The following is a 23,741-nucleotide window of genomic DNA, read 5'->3' as shown; positions in this document are numbered from 1 at the left end:
GATTGAAGAATATTAACCTTCTTTTTCGATCAGCAGCGCTTCCAGCAAATCCAGATCGTGCAACAGTTTTTGCAGAGTTTCGTTGCTGATTTTCTGTGTAGCACGCAAATGATACAGCTCACCGCGTTCAGCCCGCAGCGCGGTTAAGCGAAAGCGCCGCTCCAGATTTTCGATAAGTAAAGTGTTCTCGATTTCATCTTTACTGCCCGTTCGTCGACGCAAAGTCCCGATGACGCGAGAGCTGACCTCTTTTAGCAATTCAGGATCGATATTCTCCTCACTGCTGGCCGCCAGGCGTTCTTCCATTTTATTCAAGCTGACAATCGCCACTTCTGCCGCTGCCGCCCGCGCCAAACGAATCTCTTCGCGGCTAGCGCTTTTATCGGCAACAATTACGCCGCGCAATAATGGCGGTAAAGCAATAACCCCGACAATCACCGACAACAAAATGACGCCGGTGGCGATAAACACCAATTGATAACGGGATGGGAAGGCCGAACCATCACTGAGGAATAAAGGGATGGACAGCACACCGGCCAGTGTAATTGCCCCACGCACCCCGGCAAACGAGGCAACCCACAGTTCGCGGGTGGTGTAATTACTGAACTCCAATGGCCGCTTGCTCAACAAACGCTTACTGAGTTTCTTCATCGACCACAGCCAGCCAAAACGCAGCACCAGCAATGCACCATAAATGATGGCGACGTCGGCAAACAGATTCCAGGTTTGAATCGTCGGATCTAACTCAGCCTGCACAATTGAGGTTTCGAGAATCCCCGGTAATTGTAGGCCCAGCAGGATAAACACCATGCCGTTAAACACGAATTCCAGCATCGACCATACACTGTCGGCACGTAATCGCATGGTGAGCGGAGCATTGCGGATCACACCAGACTGACTAATGGTCATACCCGCCGCCACTGCGGCTAAAATACCGGACACACCAATATGTTCTGCAATCAAATATGAGGCAAATGGCAACAGCAGCAATAAGACGATTTGTGTTGCCGGATCATCGCCACTCCAGCGGCTCATCAGGCGCAGCGACTTACTGTATAGCCAAGTAACGGCCACACCAGCCAGCAGGCCACCAATCGCTACTTTCAGGAATTCCAGCGTCGCGCCGGACACTGTAAACACCATAGTGCCCATGGCAACGGCAATAGCAAACTTCAGCGCCACCAGACCGGAAGCATCATTCATCAATGCCTCCCCTTCCAGCACGCCCATAATTGATTTAGGTATACGCCCTTTCCCCACGATACCAGACAATGCAACGGCATCGGTAGGCGACAGCACTGCCGCCAGCGCAAAGGCGGCAACCAGCGGAATACCAGGCACCATCCAGTAAATCAGATAACCGATACCCACCACTGTGACCAATACTAAGGCCAAAGCCAAACCAAATATTTCCCGCCCGTGGTGAATAAACTCCCGCGTCGGTGTTTTCCAGCCATCAGCAAACAGTAGCGGCGGAATAAACAAAACCAGGAATAATTCCGGGTCAAAATCAACATGCAAACCAAAGTGGGGCCAGGCCAACAAAGCACCACAGACAATCTGCATAAGAGGGAGGGGAACTTGAAACGGTAACATTCTCGTGACAACGCCAGAAAGCGACACCACTAAAATCAGAATGAGGATTGTAAAAAAGATTTCCATGCTTTCCTTAGACTCAACTCAACGCAACACAAAACCTGATCGTACTCACCCACAAACAGGGGCGACGTGCAGCTTTTGATAGTAGATCAATTTTTTGTGCAATGGGGAAAAAAATCGGTAATTGATGGCAAGAAAATACAAAGAAAGTAGGGGTATTATCGAGCGTAATGGCATCGGGAACATATTCATCCCGATGCCAACCAAGACTCAAGGCTTAGATTGCCCAACCGCCAGCGTAGAATGCCACCAGCGCCACAGCGATAATTACAGTGCCAAGATTCAGCTTACGCCATTCACCGGAGCAAATACGGCCAATCACCAATGAACTGAAGCCCAGCATAATACCGGTCACGATATTGCAAGTCAGCACGATAAACACCGCGCAGAGCAAGCCAGACATAGCATCAACGAAATCTTCAAAGTCCAGTTTAGAAACGTTGCTCAGCATCAGCAAACCGACATACATCAGGGCCGGAGCAGTTGCATAAGCTGGAACCAAATAGGAGAGTGGTGAGAGAAACAGAATCAGCAAGAACAAGATACCGACGACGGTCGCTGTCAGGCCAGTTTTGCCGCCTGCCGCAGTACCGGCCGCTGATTCAATGTAAACTGCCGCTGGCGCTGCACCCACTAAACCGGCGAAGATGCTGCTGACGGAGTCAGAAGTCAGCGCTTTACCGCCACTGATAATCTGGCCGTCTTTATCCAACAAGTTTGCTTGCCCTGCTACCGCACGGATAGTGCCAGTGGCATCAAACACCGCAGTCATCACCAGTGCCAGCACACTTGGTAGCACCACGGGTTTCAGCGCGCCCATAATATCAAGACTAAAAATCAATGAGTTGCCGTTTTCATCTGCCAGACTTGGCATGGCAAACAATCCTTGATACTTAACACTTGGATCAAAAATCAAACCGATAATTGAGATGGCAATAATCACCAACAGAATGCCACCCGGCACCCGCAGTTTTTCCAGACCAAAAATCACTGCCAGACCTAATAACGTCATAATGACGGGGAAAGAGGTAAATGCGCCCAGCGCGACCGGTAAACCTTCAATTGGGTTTTTGATAACCAGACCGACACCGTTAGCAGCAATCAGCAGCAGGAACAGGCCGATACCAATTCCGGTGCCATGCGCCACCCCCATTGGCAGATTACGCAATATCCACGAGCGAATCCCCGTCACGGAGATAATGGTAAACAGCACCCCCATCAGGAATACCGCCCCCAGAGCCACGGGAATACTGATATGTTGGCCTAATACCAAGCTAAATGCAGTAAATGCTGTCAATGAGATGGCGCAACCAATCGCCATCGGTAGGTTCGCCCACAAGCCCATCAGCAAAGAACCTAAGCCCGCGACCAGACAGGTGGCAACGAATACCGCTGTTGGTGGGAAGCCCGCTTTACCCAACATGCTCGGCACAACAATGACCGAATAGACCATCGCTAAAAAGGTCGTCAGACCGGCCAGCACTTCCTGACGTACATTACTGCCACGTTCACTAAGCTTGAAAAACGCATCAAGCGAACTCTTCGGCTTTACAGCCTGGTTCACTTGAGGATTGTTGCTAGACATGGTTATGTCCCCTGTGTGTCATTTAAAAGTCGTCAACAAGTCACGCGCCCTTTCCATACGTAATCGTTTCCGTCCATGCCGATAAACTCGCCAATTCCCCCAATGTCGATATGACGGAGAAAATAGCAAACGATTAGCTGGAAACACACATGACTGAAAAAATCGAAGTTTAGGGTAGATGAAATTCAAAGCAAACGATTATCTAGCTATTCACAGCGACTAATCAACATCAGAAAGCGGCATTTAATGCATTTTCTTACATTAATTTGTCTGGGGGCATGTAATTCGAGTTACATGAAGGCGGGAAACGAAGTGTGAGCGAGCTCACACCCGTTTTTCTTATCTAACTCTTGATAGGCTTATCCGTTTTCTAATTTGAACGCGCCGCCCTTTTCAATCGCCTGTTGATAAGCTGGGCGCTGATGAATACGCACTAAGAAATCTTGCAGTTTCGGGAACCCCACAAGGCCGCTGCGCATATTTATTGCCTCAATAGGAAAACTCATCTGAATATCTGCGGCACTGAAATCACTTCCCGCAAACCATTGATTCTTTTCTAAATACTGTTCCAGATAATCGCGATGAGTAGCAATTTGCTTATTCAGATAATTTTTCTGCACCCCATCACCCAATGCTTTGGCGACCGGACGAATAATCCACGGAACAGGCGGCCCACCGAAACGGCTAAAGATAAGCTTCATCACCAGCAATGGCATCAATGAGCCTTCGGCGTAATGCATCCAGTAACGAAATTGCTGTCGATCATAATGGCCGGTGGGCTTAAACAAGCCTTGCGCATCATAGGTTTCCTGCAAATACTCGATGATGGCACCCGATTCCGCCAGTGTCAGATCGCCATCAGTAATCACCGGTGATTTCCCCAAGGAATGGATTTTTTTCAACTCCGGAGGTGCCAGTAAACTACCAGGATCGCGCTCATAGCGCTTCAACTCATAAGGAACTTGCAGTTCCTCCAACATCCATAAGATTCGTTGTGAACGTGAATTATTCAGATGATGAACAATAACCATGATCAATCTCCATGGGAGGAATATCAGAGTATTGATTATAAGCATAAAAAATATTTTTGTTTATGGCGCCGTGAGATGAAACATGACGTTACGCTCTGCGAGCAGAGTAAACTCTGCCCGAGATGATAATTTAGTGTATTAATGGCTGCTGTTTATTTTTTAAGGAGATATCCTTTAATTTCTCTGTAGGGACATTACAGACTATTTCGCGAATAATTCCGGCGATCGACTTTTCTGGGAAGCTTTCCCATTGCCCAATACTATCGCGTTTGGCGATAACCTTTCCTTTAGCGAAAAGCTCAGAAAAATACACTCTGTCGAATATTGCGCGTTCTGGTCTGTCACAGTTGATAACATTAATAGCACTCGAACTTTTGATCGATACGCCATCTGATTTGGAAATAACAGTAGCCTCTTTATAGTTATTGATTAAATAAAACTGGCGTAGATGAGCGTTGCCATTATAAAGCGATATACTTTCGAAAGATAAATAAGTCGTTGTATCTTTATTATCAACTAATTTAGCCATATGAGGAGGAATATCTACTTTTTGAGTTGCATGGGGTGCGCACCCTGTTAACCATGCTATTCCTGCAATAATAAAAAATCGTTTCATTATTCATTCCCTGCGGCAATATCTGGTCGTTCCTGGAGCAGAAGAGCCCGATCGATATTGCCCTGAATGGAACAGCTCAGCAAAGATTTGCCATTTTTGTTACTCAGCATCACGACCTTTTCAGCACTATCTTTCGCTGGAGCAATACCATCAATAGCTGAAGGATTCGGCTGCCATGGTTGTGTCAGTTCGACTTTGATTTGTGGATGAGTTATATAAAGTCCATTATTATTTTGCCATTTCACTTCGGGCGTTAAAGCGATAACTTTCTCGACAGGCTCATCAATTAATACTCCCCAGAAATAATATTTACCTAACTTCCCTAGATCTTCACTCTGCTCATAATAACCGGAGAGGGTCAAGTCACCATCGCGGAATGTATGAGTAAAGTAAGCAATTGTCCCTTCTTTATCCGTCACCGGCACCCAGGCAATTGCTTTATGGTCATCTTGGACACGGACCACTTTTTTCAGCGCTGTACGCTGCTGATAGAGCGTTTCGAAAAACTGAGGATTACATTGTATAAGACTGTCGGTAAAAGTAGCGGCAATGCTGCTACTCATAGAGACACCTAAAAACGAGGTAATAAATAAAACTTTCGATACAGACATACCTATCCCTTTTATCATCTGCTGCACGTCTTTTAGCAGCGCATTAGGCTTAGTCGCCAACCCGGTGACTCGCTAAGGTTTTTTTATCGGCAAGCTCAACAATGTACTTTAGCCCTTTTATTTTTCTTAACATCGATTTAGTCATGTGATGGCCGATGCAAACTCTATTATGTGTAGCCATAAAAAAACCCCGCCAAGGCAGGGTTTATTTCTATCACCAGTGTGACTGGTACTAAGCAAGTCGTAGGATCAGAACGGAATATCGTCGTCAAAATCCATTGGTGGCTCATTGCCGCCTTGTGGTTGTGCTGCTGGCGCTGATTGAGCCGGGCGTGAAGCCTGCTGGCCACCGCTGAACTGGTTGCCACCTTGTGGCTGCTGAGGTTGACCCCAACCGCCTTGCGCGCCACCGTCTTGTGGTGCACCACCACCCGCCGGAGCACCACCGCCTTGACGGCCACCCAGCATTTGCATGGTGCCGCCCACGTTAACCACAACTTCAGTGGTGTATTTCTCAACACCAGCCTGATCTGTCCATTTACGGGTTTGCAATGCGCCTTCGATATAGACCTGAGAGCCTTTGCGCAAATACTCACCAGCAACTTCCGCTAGTTTGCCGAACAACACCACACGGTGCCATTCCGTCTTTTCTTTCTGCTCGCCGGTTGCTTTATCACGCCAGCTTTCGGAAGTGGCCAGGGTGATATTGGCAACAGCGCCGCCATTCGGCATGTAGCGGACTTCCGGGTCTTGGCCCAAATTCCCGACCAAAATCACTTTGTTTACGCCTCTGCTGGCCATGTGAACTCTCCTGATGAAATAAATTTTGTACAGTATAAACCAGTAAGTTTAACACGCTAGCGGGTAAACGGCACAACTGATCATCGCTGCGCAATGCATTACAAATTTATTGCAATAACGGCCTTAATTGCACTCGGATACTGGATATCCATTCAGGTTTTTTTGTGTCATAATTATCCGTTTCGTACTGGCTGTGTACTTTTGGGATGTTGGAAATGCACCTGTATATCCCCAAAATAGGCACGGGAGAGGCTCAGTTTACATCCGGGAAATGTTTGAATGGATAATATCGAAGTTCGGGGCGCTCGCACCCATAATCTTAAGAATATCAACCTGATTATTCCGCGCGACAAACTGATCGTGGTCACCGGTCTATCGGGTTCAGGCAAATCCTCACTGGCATTTGATACCCTGTATGCCGAGGGCCAACGCCGCTATGTTGAGTCTCTCTCCGCTTATGCGCGCCAATTTCTATCGCTGATGGAAAAACCGGATGTCGACCATATTGAAGGTCTCTCTCCGGCCATCTCCATCGAGCAAAAATCGACCTCCCATAACCCGCGTTCTACCGTGGGCACCATCACTGAAATTCATGATTATCTGCGTTTGCTGTTCGCCCGTGTCGGCGAGCCGCGCTGCCCGGATCATGATGTGCCGCTTGCCGCGCAAACGGTCAGCCAGATGGTGGATAACGTCATCAGCCAGCCAGAAGGCCGCCGCCTGATGTTACTGGCGCCAGTGGTAAAAGATCGCAAAGGCGAACATACCAAAACGCTGGAAAATCTGGCAATGCAGGGCTATATCCGGGCGCGGATCGATGGCGAAGTTTGCGATCTGTCTGATCCACCGAAATTAGAACTGCAAAAGAAACATACCATTGAAGTAGTGGTCGATCGTTTTAAAGTGCGCGAAGACCTGGCTCAGCGTCTGGCTGAATCATTTGAAACCGCATTGGAACTTTCCGGCGGCACTGCCGTGGTTGCCGATATGGACGATCCTCACGCAGAAGAACTGCTGTTTTCCGCTAACTTTGCCTGCCCCATTTGCGGCTATAGTATGAGCGAGTTGGAGCCGCGTCTGTTCTCCTTTAACAACCCGGCCGGTGCTTGCCCAACCTGTGATGGCCTGGGTGTACAGCAGTTCTTTGACCCAGATCGTGTGCTACAAAACCCTGAGCTGTCACTGGCAGGGGGCGCAATTCGGGGTTGGGATCGCCGTAACTTCTACTACTTCCAGATGCTACGTTCACTGGCTGATCATTATAAGTTTGATATCGAAGCGCCATTTAACTCGCTGGATGCCACCATCCAGAAAGCCATTCTGTATGGTTCTGGCAAAGATACCATTGAATTCAAATACATTAATGACCGCGGTGATACCACGATACGCCGCCATCCATTTGAAGGTGTGCTGCACAATATGGAGCGCCGTTATAAAGAGACGGAATCCAGTGCGGTACGCGAAGAGCTGGCTAAATTTATCAGTAATCGCTCCTGTACTTCATGTCATGGCACACGTCTGCGCCGTGAAGCGCGTTATGTCTTTGTCGAAAATACTACATTGCCAGAAATCTCAGAACTGAGCATCGGTCATGCGCTGAGCTTCTTCCAAAATATGAAACTCAGCGGTCAGCGAGCACAGATTGCCGAGAAAGTACTAAAAGAAATCGGCGACAGGCTGAAGTTCCTGGTTAACGTCGGGCTGAATTACCTGTCATTGTCCCGCTCTGCGGAAACCCTCTCAGGTGGTGAAGCGCAGCGTATTCGTCTGGCCAGCCAGATTGGTGCCGGTTTGGTGGGTGTCATGTATGTGCTTGATGAGCCGTCCATCGGTTTGCATCAGCGCGATAATGAACGTTTGCTCGAAACATTGATTCACCTACGTAATCTGGGTAATACCGTGATTGTGGTAGAACATGATGAAGATGCCATTCGTGCCGCCGACCATGTGATTGATATCGGCCCTGGTGCCGGTGTGCATGGTGGTGAAGTAGTTGCAGAAGGGACCGTTGATGACATTATGGCAGCGCCTAATTCACTCACCGGCCAGTTCCTCAGCGGTAAGCGGGAAATTGCCATTCCAGCCCAACGCGTGGCAGGTGATCCAAGCAAAGTGTTGAAGTTGATTGGCGCCAGCGGTAACAACCTGAAAGATGTCACTCTCACACTGCCCGTTGGGTTATTTAGCTGCATTACCGGTGTTTCTGGCTCAGGTAAATCGACGCTAATCAACGATACCTTATATTGCATTGCACAGCGCCAATTGAACGGGGCGACCAGTAATGAACCGGCTCCGTATCGTGATATTCAAGGGCTGGAGCATTTCGATAAAGTTATCGATATCGACCAAAGCCCGATTGGCCGGACTCCGCGCTCAAACCCGGCAACCTATACCGGCATCTTTACCCCTATTCGTGAACTCTTTGCGGGCGTACCTGAGTCACGCGCTCGGGGCTACACGCCGGGTCGTTTTAGCTTTAACGTGAAAGGCGGCCGCTGCGAAGCCTGTCAGGGCGACGGGGTGATTAAAGTTGAAATGCACTTCCTACCTGACATTTATGTCCCTTGCGATCAGTGTAAAGGTAAGCGCTATAACCGCGAAACACTGGAAGTGAAATACAAAGGCAAGAGCATTCACGAAGTGTTGGCGATGACTATCGAAGAAGCACGTGAGTTCTTTGATGCCGTTCCGGCATTGGCGCGCAAGCTGCAAACCTTGATGGATGTTGGCCTGTCATATATTTGTCTGGGCCAGTCGGCAACGACCCTATCGGGCGGGGAAGCACAACGCGTCAAATTGTCACGCGAACTATCAAAACGTGGTACTGGCCAGACACTCTATATTCTGGACGAACCGACCACCGGCCTGCACTTTGCTGATATTCAGCAGTTATTGGCGGTGTTACATCAGTTGCGGGATCAGGGCAATACCATTGTGGTCATTGAGCATAATCTGGATGTGATTAAGACCGCAGACTGGATTGTTGATCTGGGGCCAGAGGGCGGCAGTGGCGGCGGCGAGATTTTGGTTTCCGGCACACCAGAGACCGTCGCAGAATGCGCAGCATCACATACGGCCCGATTCCTCAAACCTATGTTGCAGCGTAAGTAGCCATTAAATCAGCGCTCCGGGGCAATCCGTCAGTTGTCCTGGAGTGTTATTTTTAGCCTTCAGACAACTAACTCTTGCCGCCGATGCTCGGGTAATCCCTGTAAAACCAATTGGTAAGAACGGTCTATTAATGAATAGAACTGTGAGTTTGGTAATTTGCCATCCAGAAATACCGTGTTCCAGTGCGCTTTGTTCAAGTGTTCACTTGGCACGATCTCCGGATGTTGCTCTCTCAGGCTTTCTGCCAATTCAGGGCTGGTTTTCAATGAGATAGAGGGGCGTCCCTCCGTCTCGCCTACCATAGCAAACATCACATCCGCTACTTTAATCTGATTCGCCTGCCACTTCTCATGGTCACTCTGCTCTGCTCCAGGTTTGGACATGCAGTATTCCAGTAATGCTGAATTATTCATGCGGATATCTCCTGTAATGGGCCGGTACCGTCTCGCGAAACGGCCTCATAAGTTATTTATTCCATAAAGGCTTCATTAGGCAGTTACGCATGCTGAACCATCAGTTTGCGCCTTTCAAAACAGCTTTACTGTGAGCAATGAATGATCGTTTAGCATGTATCAGCCACATCAATTAGTATATTATTTAATCGATTTACAGCCATCGGTGTTGGGATAAACAAGTAGAAGATGAAGATAACTCACGGAAAGGTAGCGAAAAAAATAAACAAAAAAGGCGATATTTCTATCGCCTTAATTTAAATCATGTGAATAGCAGATTACTGTACCGCGGCAAAAGCCGCCGCAACACGCTGAACATTACTGTGATTGACGCCCGCCATACACATCCTGCCACTGGCAATCAGATACACACCAAACTCTTCACGCAGGCGATCCACCTGTTCTGCGCTAAAACCAGTGTAGCTAAACATCCCGCGTTGTTGCAGCAAGTAGTCAAAATTACGATTTGGTAGTGAAGCTTTCAAGGCTTCTACCAACGTGCTACGCATTTCAATAATACGTAGGCGCATTTGCTCCACTTCAGCCTGCCATTGCGCTCGCAATTCGGTGTCATGCAGCACTTTGGAAACGACTTGCGCACCGAAGTTAGGTGGGCTGGAATAGTTACGGCGAACGGTGGCTTTCAGTTGCCCTAAAACACGGCCTGCGACTTCTTCACTCTCACACACCACAGATAAACCGCCGACTCGCTCGTTATATAAAGAGAAGATTTTAGAGAAAGAGTTACTGATCAAACAGGGTAACTCAGCTGCTGCCATCGCGCGGATAGCATAAGCATCTTCATTCAGTCCGGCACCAAAACCTTGATAAGCGATATCCAGGAAGGGAATCAAATCCCGGCCTTTAGCTACTTCAATCACTTGATCCCATTGTGCATTAGTGAGATCCGAACCCGTCGGGTTATGGCAGCAAGGGTGCAATAACACAATGCTTTTGGCGGGTAACTGCTGGAGTACAGCCAGCATTTGATCAAACTTCACGCCCAACTTATCGTTATCGAAATACGGATAGGTATTGACCTTAAAACCTGCACCGCTAAAAATAGCAACGTGGTTTTCCCAAGTAGGATCACTGACCCAGACTTGAGAATCAGGAAAATAATGATTCAGGAAATCAGCACCAACTTTTAATGCACCGGAGCCACCCACGGTTTGAATTGTCGCCACTCGCTGCTGTACCAACATCGGATGATCTGCACCAAATAATAGCTGCTGGATAGCAGTACGATAGGAGTGGAGACCTTCCATCGGCAAATAGACTGGTGTTCCATGTGGCTGAACATTTAATTGTGATTCAGCAACTTGAACCGCTTGCATCAGCGGGATCTCACCCAGTTCATTGTAATAAAGCCCGATGCTCAAATTTACTTTATGAGCACGGTTATCGACTTTAAAACTTTCCATCAGCGACAGGATCGGGTCACCTGCGTAGGCGTCAACATTTTGGAACACGGCGCTGCTCTCCTTTAACGATAATTATTGTCTCTAGCAGCTTACCTTATTCCCCTAAATATTCCATCGCGACGCGGGAGGTCAGCTTAGTAATCAATTCGTAGGCGCTGATACCAGTGCAGGCTGCAATTTTCTCAACCGGCAGCTCAGCGCCCCACAGCAATACCTCGTCACCCACTTTATCTGTCGCATTTGGCCCGAGATCAACAGAAATCATATCCATTGAAACCCGGCCCACAATGCCAACTTCGCGGCCATTTAGCCACATCGGGGTGCCTGAAGGAGCGCTGCGCGGATAACCATCGCCGTAGCCGATCGCCACCACCCCCAGACGGGTATCGCGATCACTCACCCAAGTACCGCCATAACCTACAGGTTCACCGGCTTTATGCTCACGTACCGCTATTAGGCTGGATTTCAATGCCATCGCTGGTTTTAGTTCAAAATGACTGGCATAAGGCTCATCCATTGGTGAAACCCCATACAGTATGATTCCTGGGCGAACCCAATCACGGTGTGCTTCTGGCCAGAGCAAAATACCGCCAGATGCCGCGATAGATTGCTTGCCAGGTTTATCGGCGGCGAAAGTATCAAAACAGTCTAGTTGCTGGCGGGTGGTATCCACTTGCGGCTCATCCGCCCGGCTAAAGTGACTCATGATATTGACTGGCTGAATAACATTCTTACACGCGCTTAAGCGCTGATAGAAAGCCTCCGCGTGCTCTGGACGCACACCCAAACGGTGCATGCCGGTATCCAGTTTCATCCAAACATGAATAGGAGCAGAGAGCTCGGCAACTTCCAGCGCTTCCAATTGTTCAATGCTATGTACCGCAGTTTCAATGCAATTAGCCGCTAGAATAGGGAGATCTTCTGCCGCAAAAAATCCTTCCAACAACAAAATCGGTTTCACGATCCCACCGGATCGGAGCATCAAGGCTTCACCGATCCGCGCTACACCGTAGCAATCTGCATCTTGCAAGGTATGCGCTGTTTCTAATAACCCGTGGCCATAAGCGTTTGCTTTCACAACAGCAATCAGGCGGCTTTGCGGCGCTATACGCCGTACCTGTTGCAAGTTATGTCGCAGAGCGCGGCGGTCGATTACTGCTGTTGCCGCTTTCATTTCTTATCCTTAATACTCAATAGATGTTATGCCCAAAGTCATTGGAGTTGCAGGTAGGCAGCAAGCGAACAAACCCCGATGAGCTGACACCAGTCAGTGATTCGGGTGCATGCGCGTAGCTAACAATCCTGCGGCTTCAAGTACGAAGGAGGATTACTCATCATCGTATTGCGGGCCGGCATAATTATCAAAGCGCGACCATTGACCATTAAACTTCAGTCGAACAGAACCGATCGGGCCGTTACGCTGTTTGCCCAAAATAATCTGTGCAATCCCTTTCTCATCACTGTTTTCGTGATACACCTCATCACGATAAATAAACATGATTAAGTCGGCATCCTGCTCGATTGAACCTGATTCACGTAAGTCGGAGTTGACCGGCCGTTTATCCGCACGTTGCTCCAAGCTACGGTTAAGCTGAGAAAGTGCCACGACCGGCACTTGTAGCTCTTTTGCCAATGCTTTCAGGGAACGTGAGATTTCGGCGATTTCCAAGGTACGGTTATCCGAAAGCGACGGCACCCGCATCAATTGCAGGTAGTCGATCATAATCAGGCTTAACCCACCATGTTCGCGAAAAATACGTCGCGCACGGGAGCGCACTTCAGTCGGAGTCAGACCAGAGGAGTCATCAATATACATATTGCGTTTTTCCATCAATATGCCCATGGTGCTCGAAATCCGTGCCCAATCCTCATCATCGAGCTGGCCGGTACGGATACGCGTCTGATCGACATGGGACAATGACGCCAACATACGCATCATGATCTGATCGCCTGGCATCTCCAGACTGAAGATCAATACCGGCTTTTCCTGCATCATCGCAGCGTTTTCGCACAGGTTCATTGCGAAAGTAGTTTTCCCCATCGACGGGCGCGCGGCGACAATAATCAAATCTGACTTCTGCAAGCCAGCAGTCTTCTTATCCAAATCGGTAAAACCGGTTGAAACCCCGGTAACGCCATCATGTGGCCGCTGGTAGAGCTGCTCGATACGCGCGACCGTGGCTTCGAGGATCTGATCGACGCTTTTCGGTCCTTCATCTTTATTGGCCCGGCTCTCGGCAATCTGGAATACCTTCGATTCGGCTAGATCCAGCAGATCTTCACTGCTACGCCCTTGCGGATCGTAACCCGCGTCAGCAATTTCATTCGCAACCGAGATCATTTCACGTACGACTGCACGCTCACGAACGATGTCAGCATAAGCACCAATATTCGCTGCACTTGGCGTATTTTTCGATAGTTCTGCCAAATAGGCGAAACCGCCTACCGATTCCAAATCACCCTTTTGCTCCAGTGACTCAGAAAGCGTGATCAAATCGATTGGCTTGCTGTTTTCCAGCAAACGCTGCATTTCAGTAAAGATTCGGCGATGTGGGCGGCTGAAAAAGTCATTGCTGGCAACGCGCTCAGAGACATTATCCCAGCGCTCGTTATCCAGCATTAAACCGCCCAACACGGACTGCTCTGCCTCCAGCGAATGAGGCGGGAGTTTCAGCCCTTCCATCTGGCGATCGCGTGGCTCTGTCATATTGTTGGTAGGTTTTTTTGCTGCCATGAAAAGTGTTCTTTACCTCTATTATTGCGCCAGGATAATGGTTGCTATAGGAAAATAGTGCCGCTTAGTATACGCGATGATACCCGAAGGGTAATTATGAATTCCCTATTACTTATCGGTATTAGCAAGATCTCGGCTCCTGGTGTAGAACCCTATAGGGTAAAATATATCTATCGTAAAGGAGCTAACATGGCAAAGCATATTCAATTTAGCACCACAGGTGGGCCGGAAGTGTTGCAATATCTCGATTTCACGCTGGCGGCCCCCGCGACGCATGAAGTTCAGGTAGAAAACAAAGCTATCGGAATTAATTATATTGATACCTATGTGCGTAGCGGCCTTTACGCACCGCAGCACTTCCCGAGTGGACTGGGAACTGAAGCCGCCGGGATCGTGACAAAAGTAGGTTCGGCAGTTAACTCACTAAAAGTGGGTGACCGAGTGGTTTATGCTCAGTCAACTCTCGGTGCTTACAGTGAAGTACATAATGTTGCTGCGGAGAAAGTTGCTCTGATCCCAGAACAAATCTCTTTTGAACAAGCCGCAGCTTCATTCCTTAAAGGGCTGACTGTTCAATATTTATTGCGCCAAACTTATGAAATTAAACCCGGCCAGGTGTTCTTATTCCATGCGGCAGCCGGTGGTGTCGGGTTGATTGCCTGCCAATGGGCAAAAGCGCTGGGTGCCAAATTAATTGGCACAGTGGGTTCTGATGAAAAAGCCGAATTGGCTAAAGCCAATGGAGCGTGGGCAACCATCAACTACCGTACAGAAAATATCGCTGAGCGGGTGGCTGAACTGACGAATGATGAAAAAGTGGATGTGGTATACGACTCGGTGGGCAAAAGCACCTGGCTGGACTCACTTAATAGCCTCAAACGCAGAGGTTTAATGGTCAGCTTTGGTAATGCCTCTGGCCCGGTGACAGGGATAGACCTTGCTATACTCAACCAAAAAGGCGCGCTGTATGTGACTCGCCCATCTCTTAATGTTTATGTCACTAACCGACAAGAACTGGAAAGCGCCAGCCACGAACTGTTTTCACTGATTATCAGTGGCGCAATTAATGTGGATGTAGCCAAAGCTCAGCAATTCCCGCTAAGCGATGCTCGTCGTGCTCATGAAATATTAGAAAGTCGTCAGACAACCGGCTCCAGCCTGTTAATTCCTTAATTAAGGATTTTAGTCAATTAATAATGGATAGTTGGGTATTACTATCCATTATTAACAATTATAGTTTATTAAAAAAATTATTTCATATTACTTTTAGCGTATTAACCAGTGCGTCCTTATTGTCCTCTTTGGGTTATCTATATATCCTCAGTTTGTAATAGTTAAGTAACATAATTTCATTACATACATTGAGGTTTTAATTATGCATGATTCAGAAATCAATAGAGATATAAAAACATTACTGAACGCTTTTTATCGTGACAATAGAATTAGCAATGAAGAACTGCAGATACTACGGGACTTTGCTGATGAAAGGTTTGATTTATTGCTCAGTGAATTCGGTGAAAATAATAGTTTATCTGCATTTCAAAAATCCACTGATGTCACCGTTCAATTAATGCAACAAAGCTTTTTTGATATAAAAAAGAAATGCAATAATCAAGAAGAGAAGATAATTATCAAAGAAGCATTTGTCGCTCAAATAGTTTATATTATTGCTAACTACAATCGATTTTTTACTAATATCTAATACTAACGATTCCTCTTCTCACGTGGCTTAATTTAATATTTTAGATACTTAGTTTTTAGTCATTCACTTTACACTATAAAAGTAATAACCAGGGCCTCTAACAACTAGAAGCCCTGGTTACACTGCTTTCTTTAGTGCAAACGTAGGGGTACTACAGGGTAGACTGCCAGAACTGAGTGCCGTTTATACAGCTATTGTTAGCTCTGTCAGGGATGAAAATGTGATCCCAAACTGTATCGGACTGCATCCTAGCAAGCTCGTTTGAGAAAAAATACGTTTTCCCCCAGATTTATCCTACTAATCTTTCAGGCTGTGATCTCTGCTGCAAGAAAGCGAAATTTTAGTAATGCCTTACAGTAGGTTTCTGCATCGAACGCCATATCCAGACCACCACAACGGCCAGAATCAGCCAAGGTAGTAGCTTAAACATCATGATAAATAACCCACCCAACATCATAAAGGCCGCCGCAACCAATAGAGCTGCAAAGATACCCAGTAACGAAATACCGGTCACCATAAGCATGATAAAAAAGCCGATAACAAAGAAAATTTCAAACATGGCAGGCTCCTAAATAACTGTTTATTCCCCCACAATCACTTGATTAAATATAACAATCAGTTCGGGGATTTTATAAGGAGTATTACAAGAAACGTGCCAATCGCGAAAAGACGGGTAACCACTTGAATTTTATTATTTTAGATAAAAACAAGCCTGCCAAAACAGCAGGCTGGCGTGGTCAATTTCACTAACTTATAGTCATTTTTCTTAAGAACTGTGCTGTGGGCGGGTCACCAGAGCCAGCGCCTGTTCGACAACGGAAACATCTGCTCCAGGCTTATGTGCATTTTCACTCAGATGACGACGCCACTGGCGCGCGCCAGGTATCCCTTGGAAAATACCCAAGATATGACGAGTGATATGCCCTAAATAAGCACCGCGTGACAGTTCTTGCTCGATATAAGGAAAAAGAGCTTCAACAGCTTTAACACTATCTACCACCGGCGCATTTGGGTCAAAAAGTTCACGATCCACTTGCGTCAATATACTGGGATTTTGGTAAGCTTCGCGGCCCATCATCACCCCATCAACATGTTTAAGATGTTCTTTAGCTTCAACCAGTGTTTTCACACCACCATTAATGGCAATGGTCAGTGTAGGAAAATCACGTTTAAGCTGATAAACCCGCTCATAATCCAGTGGAGGTACTTCACGGTTCTCTTTCGGACTTAAGCCTGAGAGCCACGCTTTGCGGGCATGAATGGTGAATATATCGCATTCACCACGCTCCGCGACAGTTTGCACGAACTCACACAAGAACTCATAACTATCCAGCTCATCAATCCCGATGCGGGTTTTCACTGTAACCGGAATAGAAACGACATCACGCATGGCTTTTATACAATCAGCAACCAGACTAGCCTCTGCCATCAAGCAAGCACCAAAACGGCCGTTTTGCACTCGATCAGACGGGCAGCCTACATTCAGGTTTATTTCATTGTATCCGCGAAGCTCAGCCAGCTTGGCACAATGGGCTAATGCCTGCGGATCACTGCCACCCAGTTGTAGTGCGACAGGATGGTCTTGCTCGCTATAGGCCAGATAGTCTGCTTTACCATGAATAATCGCACCTGTTGTAACCATTTCGGTATACAACAAAGCCTGTTTGGTCAACAAGCGATGAAAATAGCGGCAATGACGATCTGTCCAGTCGAGCATCGGCGCGACGGAAAAACGCTGTAGGGGATAATGTGGCTTATCAGCCTGAGTGCTGGAAAAAGTCTGAGCTTGGTACATTTACTGTAGTTTCATCGGTTATGACTGCATCAATTACCCATTAATATTACTCATTGAGTAAACCAAACAATCGGAAAGAATATGTGATTATACCATAGAACTTTATAATGGCAGTCTGAGTGATAGTTGTAGCTAACACATGGCAACACGCGACTAGCAGCTTTGACTTGCTAAAGTTGTGACACTCCGCGACATCCTATTTTTTCATCTATCGGCGATTAGCTGTAAATATGATAAAATTGGCACCATTCAAATGCTGCGGGATGTACATGATGAACCCTATCAATCAGGAAAAGCTGCTTGCTCAGGCTGAAAGCCTGTGCCAACAACGAAACGTCCGGCTGACACCGCAACGTCTTGAAGTCTTGCGTTTGATGGCGCAACAGCCTGGTGCAATCAGTGCTTATGATCTGTTGGATTTACTGCGTGTTTCTGAACCACAAGCTAAACCGCCAACAGTCTATCGTGCATTGGATTTCTTGCTTGAGCAGGGGTTTATTCACCGTGTTGAATCAGCAAACAGCTATGTGCTATGCCATCATTTTGAAGAGCCAACTCATACTTCGGCATTATTTATCTGCGATCGCTGCAAGATAGTGACTGAACGAACAACTGTTGGTATCGAGGAAGCTCTGGCACAGTTAGCAAAACAGTCTGGTTTTACCCTGCGCCATACGGTGGTTGAAGCTCATGGTTTATGTGCTGAATGTGGGGAAGTCGAAGCATGTGAAAGCCATGATCATTGTGGTCATGACCATTCTATTGTGACTAAAAAGAAGTAGTCCCTGATGATAAAAGTAGACTGTCGCCTGATAGGCGGCAGGATAAGTATGAGAGGAATAATGGCTATAGAGAATAAATAAGAATTTAAATAAAACAAGACACATCCTTGTGTCAATTCGATATAAATAAGATACCTGAAGAGTATTGCTAATTATTAAATTCACCACTAAGTTTTAATGTGAAGAATATAAAAAACTAAAGGTTATTTAATAAATAAGTATTCTATGAATACCAGAAGCTCGATTTATTTATATCGATATCAGTTTAACACCGCTACCAGCGATATTTGCTGTGATCTTCCCAAGCCTTAACTTCTTTCTCGGCTTGCTCTTTCTGATAGCCGTATTTCTCCTGGATTTTACCCACCAGCTGGTCACGCTTACCTTCAATGACGGTCAGGTCATCATCGGTTAGTTTGCCCCATTTCTCTTTCACTTTACCTTTAAACTGCTTCCAGTTACCGTCGGCTTGATCTTTATTCATAATATCTCCGTTACCTTTGGATTAGTCAGTTTATTTAATTAAATACGGTAATAAATAGTTTAAATTTGAAATCGTTCCTTCGCTTACCGTATGAATAACTGTAGCAGAGGATACTGATAATTAAAGTCAGATTAATATTAATCACTGATACTTGAGAAATAAACAGAAAGGAAAAGCTGATAATATTCAGTTAAAACAGCAAGTAATAACTTATTATCGGAATATTCTCAAACTAGATTGAGTTGAATATAAAAGGGATAAAATTCTTTATATACCCTTCTTACTGAAGGGTATATAAATCAACGCGAAAATCAGATCCAGTCGCCATTACGGATGACACCAACGGCTAGACCTTCAATAGTAAAACTTTGTTCACGTAGATCGACTACAATCGGCTGGAACTCACTATTTTCTGGCAGAAGTTGGACGATATTACCTTGTTTTTTCAAGCGTTTTACCGTTACTTCATCATCAATACGCGCAACAACCACTTGCCCATTACGTACATCTTGGGTTTTATGTACAGCGAGCAAGTCACCGTCCAGAATACCGATATCTCTCATCGACATTCCATTTACCCGCAACAGGAAATCCGCACTCGGCTTAAACATGGAAGGATCGACTTTATAGTGGCCTTCAATATGCTGCTGCGCTAATAGTGGCTCCCCTGCGGCAACCCGGCCAATCAGTGGTAAACCATCTTCTTCTTCCATCAATAGACGGATACCGCGAGAAGCGCCGGAGACAATCTCGATCACACCCTTACGGGCCAGTGCTTTTAAATGCTCTTCAGCGGCGTTAGGAGAGCGAAACCCCAGGCGCTGCGCAATTTCGGCACGGGTCGGTGGCATACCTGTTTGCGCTAGGTGATCGCGCACAAGGTCATAAACCTCTTGCTGTCTGGTAGTAAGTGCTTTCATTCCGCCCCCTGTTTGTTTATACAGTCTTGCTGTGAGTATATACAGGTAAGTGAGTATTGGGAACCAAAGAGTGAATAAAAACAGGGATTAATCACTGTTTACATCCACAGCGCTGTTTATCGCGTTGTTTATCGCATTCTTAGCCGACATGCTGCCAGAGCACTGTTACCCATATAAATAACGCCAACAAAATGGCCAGACATACGGCAGCAGACCCCATATCCTTGGCCCGTCCTGATAGTTCGTGGAGTTCACTGCCGATGCGGTCCACCACCGCCTCAATAGCACTATTGATAACTTCAACAATGACGACTAGCACCACACTCGCGATCAATAAAATACGTGCTGTGGCCTCTATATCTAACCAAAAGGCCAGTATGATAGCGAGTATGGCAGCCACTGCTTCCTGGCGAAATGCGGCTTCATTTTTCCAGGCTGCGGTTAAACCTTTCACAGAATAACCAGCAGCTTTATAGATTCGGGTTAATCCAGTTGACTGATTTGCCATATTTTATTGCCTTTATCTTAAGTTAATGATGATTTTTGCCGCTTTCTGTTGTCTCATCACCACAGATCTCAAAACCAGTTTCTGGTATCCTTGCGACGAATTGCTAACAAGAGGCTTCATGTAGTTATGTCAGGTTGGCGTAAAATATATTATAAGTTATTGAATTTACCACTTAAATTGTTGGTAAAAAGCAAGGTTATTCCGGCAGATCCTGTGACTGAGTTAGGGTTAGACCCGTCTCGTCCTATTCTGTACGTTTTGCCTTACAATTCTAAGGCTGATTTACTGACTTTGCGAGCGCAGTGTCAGGCTCAGGATCTGCCCGACCCATTGATTCCATTGGAAATCGATGGTGTGCAGCTTCCCAGCCATGTCTTTATCGATAACGGCCCAAGGGTATTTCGCTATTACGCCCCGAAGCAGGAATCGGTAAAAATATTCCACGATTATCTCGATCTGCATCGCAATAACCCGGAGTTGGATATTCAAATGCTGCCGGTGTCGGTGATGTTTGGCCGCTCTCCAGGGCGTGAAGGCCACGGTACGCCACATCTGCGCGTACTGAACGGTGTGCAGAAATTCTTTGCAGTATTGTGGCTGGGCCGCGATAGCTTTGTGCGTTTTTCCACCACAGTTTCACTGCGCCGGATGGCCAGTGAACATGGTACAGATAAAACAATTGCCCACAAACTGGCGCGCGTAGCGCGGATGCACTTCTCACGTCAGCGTTTGGCTGCTGTAGGCCCTAGCCTGCCGGCACGTCAAGACCTATTCAAGAAACTGTTAACATCCAAAGCGATTGAAAAAGCGGTCGCCGATGAAGCTCGCACCAAGAAAATCTCCCATGAGAAAGCGCAGCAAAACGCCATAACGTTGATGGAAGAAATTGCCGCCGACTTCTCTTATGAAGCCGTGCGTCTGTCGGATCGGGTTTTGAGCTGGACGTGGAACCGCTTGTATCAGGGGATTAACGTCCATAATGCTGAGCGTGTACGGCAGTTGGCGCAAGATGGCCATGAAATCGTCTATGTGCCTTGCCACCGCAGCCACATGGATTACCTGCTGCTATCTTATGTCCTTTATCATCAGGGGCTGGTGCCGCCGCATATTGCTGCCGGTATTAACCTTAATTTCTGGCCCGCTGGCCCGATCTTTCGCCGCTTAGGTGCGTTCTTTATCCGTCGTACCTTTAAAGGCAACAAGCTCTATTCCACCGTGTTCCGTGAATATCTGGGTGAGTTGTTCACCCGGGGCTACTCAGTGGAATACTTTGTTGAAGGCGGGCGTTCACGTACCGGCCGTCTGTTGGAGCCCAAAACCGGCACTTTGTCGATGACCATACAGGCTATGCTGCGCGGCGGTTCACGCCCAATCACCTTGGTGCCGATTTACATCGGCTACGAGCATGTGATGGAAGTGGGGACTTACGCCAAAGAGCTACGTGGTGCAACTAAAGAGAAAGAGAGCCTGTTACAGATGTTGCGGGGCTTGCGCAAGCTGCGCAATCTCGGTCAAGGCTACGTCAACTTTGGTGAGCCAATACCGTTGACCACCTATCTGAATACCAATGTGCCGCAATGGCGTGATGCTATCGATCCTATTGAAGCACAGCGCCCAAGCTGGCTGACGCCAGCGGTGAATGACTTGGCCGGTAAAATTATGGTCAGAATTAACAATGCGGCAGCAGCCAATGCCATGAACTTGTGTTCTACCGCATTGTTAGCATCACGTCAGCGTTCACTCACCCGCGAGCAGTTACTTGAGCAACTTGATTGCTACTTGCAACTGATGCGCAATGTGCCTTATGCGAAAGATGTCACCGTGCCGGATAAGACGCCGGAAGAGCTACTTAATCACGCCTTGAATATGAATAAGTTCGAGGTGGAGAAAGACAATATTGGTGACATTATCATCCTGCCACGGGAACAAGCCGTGCTGATGACCTACTATCGCAATAACATCCAGCACTTGCTGATCCTGCCATCGCTGATTGCTAGCATGGTAATGTACCAGCGGCGCATTACCCGTGCCGAATTGTTACGCCAAATCAGCATGATCTACCCAATGCTAAAAGCTGAATTGTTCCTGCATTACAGCAAAGAGCAACTGCCACAGACCCTAGATACGCTGATTGATGAACTGGCGCGCCAACAGTTGATTTGCGACAAAGGAAGTGAGTTGGTGCTGAACCCAGCCCGTATTCGCCCACTGCAATTACTGGCAGCGGGAGTGCGAGAAACCTTGCAACGTTATGCGATTACCCTTTCATTGCTTAGTGCGAACCCCAGTATCAATCGGGGTGCGCTGGAGAAAGAGAGCCGCATTATGGCACAGCGTTTATCTGTGTTGCATGGGATTAACGCGCCGGAATTCTTCGATAAAGCGGTGTTCTCAACCTTGGTGGGCACATTGCGGGAAGAGGGTTATATCAGTGACAGCGGTGATGCTATTCAGGAACATACACTCGAAGTTTACAATATGCTGAGCGCATTGATGACACCGGAAGTGAAGCTGACGATTGAAAGTGTCAGTATGCCAGCAGAAACCAATAACCTGCTGCCAGAACCTGAGGCAGAGGATAAAGAAGAAAACTAACTCTTCGCTCTGTTAAGTAAAAACAAGAATGGCCGGATTCATCATCTGGCCATTTTTTTATAGATAACTAATGAAGATACCGAGAAACAACACCAATCCTACGTAATTATTATTCAAAAACGCGCGGAAACATGGATCACGTTCACGTCCAGCAATTATCTTCTGTTGGTGGACAAACAGAGTACCAGCCAGCAGAATTGACCAATAAAATGCTCCGCCAAGATTCATCAGCCAGCCAATAGTCACCATTAGAACCAGCGTTGCCAGTTGCAGCAAACCAATAATCAGCTTGTCCTGTTGACCAAACAAAATCGCAGTAGATTTGACGCCAATCTTCAGATCGTCATCACGGTCAACCATCGCATATTGGGTATCATAAGCCACCGTCCAGCAGATATTGGCCAATAAAAGTAGCCAGCAGACCAAAGGTAAACTTTCGCTCACGGCGGCAAAACCCATTGGGATTGACCAACCAAAAGCTGCACCCAAGACCACCTGAGGCAGATGTGTCACCCGCTTCATAAAGGGATAGACCCAGGCTAATGCCAGTGCTGCCAATGATAGCCAGATAGTCATGCTATTGAGCGTGAGTACCAACCCGAACGAGAGCAATACCAAGACGACAAACAGGACTTTACTTTCTTTCTCGCTGATAAGGCCGCTAGGTAATGGCCGTGATGCGGTGCGTTTCACAAAACCGTCAATGCGGCGGTCAGCATAATCGTTGACGACACATCCAGCCGCGCGCATAAAAAAGACGCCCAAGACAAAAACAATCAATATTTTGGTGTCGGGAATACCTTTCCCTGCCAACCATAACGCCCAGAGGGTCGGCCACAACAGTAGTAATGAGCCAATGGGTTTATCAATGCGCATCAAACGGCAATAAGCCCGCCATTTGCTTTGAAATTCACTTCCCTTCAATTTCTCA

At 47.1% G+C, this 23,741-nt stretch carries 21 protein-coding genes; 5 read left to right on the top strand and 16 right to left on the bottom strand.

Annotated features, from left to right (window positions below):
• Positions 1–12 precede the first annotated feature (12 nt).
• From ACF3VQ_RS01675 to ssb1, 6 genes are all read right to left on the bottom strand, one after another.
• Complete coding sequence (locus ACF3VQ_RS01675) at positions 13–1,662, bottom strand: Na+/H+ antiporter (protein WP_392433124.1); 1,650 nt, start codon at positions 1,660–1,662, stop codon at positions 13–15.
• Positions 1,663–1,876: 214 nt separating this feature from the next.
• A complete protein-coding gene (locus tag ACF3VQ_RS01670) occupies positions 1,877–3,244 on the bottom strand; it encodes an NCS2 family permease (protein ID WP_392433123.1) in 1,368 nt (455 codons plus the stop codon).
• Positions 3,245–3,603: 359 nt separating this feature from the next.
• Entirely contained in the window at positions 3,604–4,275 is a 672-nt protein-coding gene (locus ACF3VQ_RS01665; protein ID WP_392433122.1) for a glutathione S-transferase family protein, read from the bottom strand.
• Between the two features lie 130 nt (positions 4,276–4,405).
• The gene (locus ACF3VQ_RS01660) at positions 4,406–4,891 is read right to left on the bottom strand and encodes a surface-adhesin E family protein (protein WP_392433121.1); all 486 of its coding nucleotides are present in this window, start codon (positions 4,889–4,891) and stop codon (positions 4,406–4,408) included.
• Positions 4,891–5,502 (bottom strand): hypothetical protein, encoded by a 612-nt coding sequence (locus tag ACF3VQ_RS01655; protein WP_392433120.1) that lies wholly within the window; start codon positions 5,500–5,502, stop codon positions 4,891–4,893. The genes ACF3VQ_RS01660 and ACF3VQ_RS01655 overlap by 1 nt, the downstream gene beginning before the upstream one ends.
• 249 nt (positions 5,503–5,751) lie before the next feature.
• Positions 5,752–6,303: a single-stranded DNA-binding protein SSB1 gene (gene ssb1, locus ACF3VQ_RS01650; RefSeq protein WP_019080106.1), complete on the bottom strand. Its 552-nt coding sequence runs from the start codon at positions 6,301–6,303 to the stop codon at positions 5,752–5,754.
• 279 nt (positions 6,304–6,582) lie between these two features.
• On the opposite strand from ssb1, the gene uvrA reads away from it, so the two are divergent.
• A complete protein-coding gene (gene uvrA, locus ACF3VQ_RS01645; RefSeq protein WP_392433119.1) occupies positions 6,583–9,414 on the top strand; it encodes an excinuclease ABC subunit UvrA in 2,832 nt (943 codons plus the stop codon).
• 59 nt (positions 9,415–9,473) lie between these two features.
• On the opposite strand, the gene ACF3VQ_RS01640 is transcribed toward uvrA, so the two are convergent.
• From ACF3VQ_RS01640 to dnaB, 4 genes are all read right to left on the bottom strand, one after another.
• On the bottom strand, positions 9,474–9,827 hold the full coding sequence (locus ACF3VQ_RS01640) for an MmcQ/YjbR family DNA-binding protein (protein WP_005165225.1): 354 nt from the start codon (positions 9,825–9,827) through the stop codon (positions 9,474–9,476).
• Between the two features lie 317 nt (positions 9,828–10,144).
• Positions 10,145–11,338: an amino acid aminotransferase gene (locus ACF3VQ_RS01635; RefSeq protein ID WP_392433118.1), complete on the bottom strand. Its 1,194-nt coding sequence runs from the start codon at positions 11,336–11,338 to the stop codon at positions 10,145–10,147.
• 46 nt (positions 11,339–11,384) lie between these two features.
• Complete coding sequence (gene alr, locus ACF3VQ_RS01630) at positions 11,385–12,464, bottom strand: alanine racemase (RefSeq protein ID WP_392433117.1); 1,080 nt, start codon at positions 12,462–12,464, stop codon at positions 11,385–11,387.
• Positions 12,465–12,617: 153 nt separating this feature from the next.
• Positions 12,618–14,024, bottom strand: a complete 1,407-nt coding sequence (gene dnaB, locus ACF3VQ_RS01625; protein WP_025376782.1) for a replicative DNA helicase — start codon at positions 14,022–14,024, stop codon at positions 12,618–12,620.
• A gap of 189 nt (positions 14,025–14,213) precedes the next feature.
• Here dnaB and ACF3VQ_RS01620 point away from each other — a divergent pair, with 189 nt between their 5' ends.
• Complete coding sequence (locus tag ACF3VQ_RS01620) at positions 14,214–15,197, top strand: quinone oxidoreductase (protein WP_392433116.1); 984 nt, start codon at positions 14,214–14,216, stop codon at positions 15,195–15,197.
• Positions 15,198–15,399: 202 nt separating this feature from the next.
• Positions 15,400–15,726 (top strand): hypothetical protein, encoded by a 327-nt coding sequence (locus ACF3VQ_RS01615; protein ID WP_392433115.1) that lies wholly within the window; start codon positions 15,400–15,402, stop codon positions 15,724–15,726.
• A 340-nt stretch (positions 15,727–16,066) separates the two neighbouring features.
• On the opposite strand, the gene pspG is transcribed toward ACF3VQ_RS01615, so the two are convergent.
• Complete coding sequence (gene pspG / locus ACF3VQ_RS01610; protein WP_392433114.1) at positions 16,067–16,285, bottom strand: envelope stress response protein PspG; 219 nt, start codon at positions 16,283–16,285, stop codon at positions 16,067–16,069.
• Positions 16,286–16,492: 207 nt separating this feature from the next.
• Positions 16,493–17,521, bottom strand: coding sequence for a tRNA dihydrouridine(20/20a) synthase DusA (gene dusA, locus ACF3VQ_RS01605; protein ID WP_392433113.1), 1,029 nt, complete (start codon positions 17,519–17,521; stop codon positions 16,493–16,495).
• A gap of 272 nt (positions 17,522–17,793) precedes the next feature.
• On the opposite strand from dusA, the gene zur reads away from it, so the two are divergent.
• Positions 17,794–18,303, top strand: coding sequence for a zinc uptake transcriptional repressor Zur (zur, locus tag ACF3VQ_RS01600; RefSeq protein WP_392435408.1), 510 nt, complete (start codon positions 17,794–17,796; stop codon positions 18,301–18,303).
• A gap of 274 nt (positions 18,304–18,577) precedes the next feature.
• On the opposite strand, the gene ACF3VQ_RS01595 is transcribed toward zur, so the two are convergent.
• From ACF3VQ_RS01595 to ACF3VQ_RS01585, 3 genes are all read right to left on the bottom strand, one after another.
• Complete coding sequence (locus ACF3VQ_RS01595; protein ID WP_004391853.1) at positions 18,578–18,787, bottom strand: CsbD family protein; 210 nt, start codon at positions 18,785–18,787, stop codon at positions 18,578–18,580.
• A 311-nt stretch (positions 18,788–19,098) separates the two neighbouring features.
• Positions 19,099–19,707, bottom strand: a complete 609-nt coding sequence (gene lexA, locus ACF3VQ_RS01590; RefSeq protein ID WP_004704739.1) for a transcriptional repressor LexA — start codon at positions 19,705–19,707, stop codon at positions 19,099–19,101.
• Positions 19,708–19,846: 139 nt separating this feature from the next.
• Positions 19,847–20,215, bottom strand: coding sequence for a diacylglycerol kinase (locus tag ACF3VQ_RS01585; protein WP_392433112.1), 369 nt, complete (start codon positions 20,213–20,215; stop codon positions 19,847–19,849).
• A 126-nt stretch (positions 20,216–20,341) separates the two neighbouring features.
• On the opposite strand from ACF3VQ_RS01585, the gene plsB reads away from it, so the two are divergent.
• A complete protein-coding gene (gene plsB, locus ACF3VQ_RS01580) occupies positions 20,342–22,810 on the top strand; it encodes a glycerol-3-phosphate 1-O-acyltransferase PlsB (RefSeq protein ID WP_005174551.1) in 2,469 nt (822 codons plus the stop codon).
• 57 nt (positions 22,811–22,867) lie between these two features.
• On the opposite strand, the gene ubiA is transcribed toward plsB, so the two are convergent.
• The gene (gene ubiA / locus ACF3VQ_RS01575) at positions 22,868–23,734 is read right to left on the bottom strand and encodes a 4-hydroxybenzoate octaprenyltransferase (RefSeq protein WP_392435406.1); all 867 of its coding nucleotides are present in this window, start codon (positions 23,732–23,734) and stop codon (positions 22,868–22,870) included.
• Positions 23,735–23,741 lie beyond the last annotated feature (7 nt).

It is taken from the genome of Yersinia fenwicki (assembly GCF_043099325.1).
GTDB lineage: Bacteria > Pseudomonadota > Gammaproteobacteria > Enterobacterales > Enterobacteriaceae > Yersinia.
This window is presented reverse-complemented; position numbering and strand designations above follow the sequence as displayed.

Excerpts from the sequence above, each read along its gene's own strand:
- ACF3VQ_RS01675 (WP_392433124.1), bottom strand. The coding sequence starts at position 1,662 with ATGGAAATCTTTTTTACAATCCTCATTCTGATTTTAGTGGTGTCGCTT.
- ACF3VQ_RS01670 (WP_392433123.1), bottom strand. The coding sequence starts at position 3,244 with ATGTCTAGCAACAATCCTCAAGTGAACCAGGCTGTAAAGCCGAAGAGT.
- ACF3VQ_RS01665 (WP_392433122.1), bottom strand. The coding sequence starts at position 4,275 with ATGGTTATTGTTCATCATCTGAATAATTCACGTTCACAACGAATCTTA.
- ACF3VQ_RS01660 (WP_392433121.1), bottom strand. The coding sequence starts at position 4,891 with ATGAAACGATTTTTTATTATTGCAGGAATAGCATGGTTAACAGGGTGC.
- ACF3VQ_RS01655 (WP_392433120.1), bottom strand. The coding sequence starts at position 5,502 with ATGTCTGTATCGAAAGTTTTATTTATTACCTCGTTTTTAGGTGTCTCT.
- ssb1 (WP_019080106.1), bottom strand. The coding sequence starts at position 6,303 with ATGGCCAGCAGAGGCGTAAACAAAGTGATTTTGGTCGGGAATTTGGGC.
- uvrA (WP_392433119.1), top strand. The coding sequence starts at position 6,583 with ATGGATAATATCGAAGTTCGGGGCGCTCGCACCCATAATCTTAAGAAT.
- ACF3VQ_RS01640 (WP_005165225.1), bottom strand. The coding sequence starts at position 9,827 with ATGAATAATTCAGCATTACTGGAATACTGCATGTCCAAACCTGGAGCA.
- alr (WP_392433117.1), bottom strand. The coding sequence starts at position 12,464 with ATGAAAGCGGCAACAGCAGTAATCGACCGCCGCGCTCTGCGACATAAC.
- dnaB (WP_025376782.1), bottom strand. The coding sequence starts at position 14,024 with ATGGCAGCAAAAAAACCTACCAACAATATGACAGAGCCACGCGATCGC.
- ACF3VQ_RS01620 (WP_392433116.1), top strand. The coding sequence starts at position 14,214 with ATGGCAAAGCATATTCAATTTAGCACCACAGGTGGGCCGGAAGTGTTG.
- ACF3VQ_RS01615 (WP_392433115.1), top strand. The coding sequence starts at position 15,400 with ATGCATGATTCAGAAATCAATAGAGATATAAAAACATTACTGAACGCT.
- pspG (WP_392433114.1), bottom strand. The coding sequence starts at position 16,285 with ATGTTTGAAATTTTCTTTGTTATCGGCTTTTTTATCATGCTTATGGTG.
- dusA (WP_392433113.1), bottom strand. The coding sequence starts at position 17,521 with ATGTACCAAGCTCAGACTTTTTCCAGCACTCAGGCTGATAAGCCACAT.
- zur (WP_392435408.1), top strand. The coding sequence starts at position 17,794 with ATGAACCCTATCAATCAGGAAAAGCTGCTTGCTCAGGCTGAAAGCCTG.
- ACF3VQ_RS01595 (WP_004391853.1), bottom strand. The coding sequence starts at position 18,787 with ATGAATAAAGATCAAGCCGACGGTAACTGGAAGCAGTTTAAAGGTAAA.
- lexA (WP_004704739.1), bottom strand. The coding sequence starts at position 19,707 with ATGAAAGCACTTACTACCAGACAGCAAGAGGTTTATGACCTTGTGCGC.
- ACF3VQ_RS01585 (WP_392433112.1), bottom strand. The coding sequence starts at position 20,215 with ATGGCAAATCAGTCAACTGGATTAACCCGAATCTATAAAGCTGCTGGT.
- plsB (WP_005174551.1), top strand. The coding sequence starts at position 20,342 with ATGTCAGGTTGGCGTAAAATATATTATAAGTTATTGAATTTACCACTT.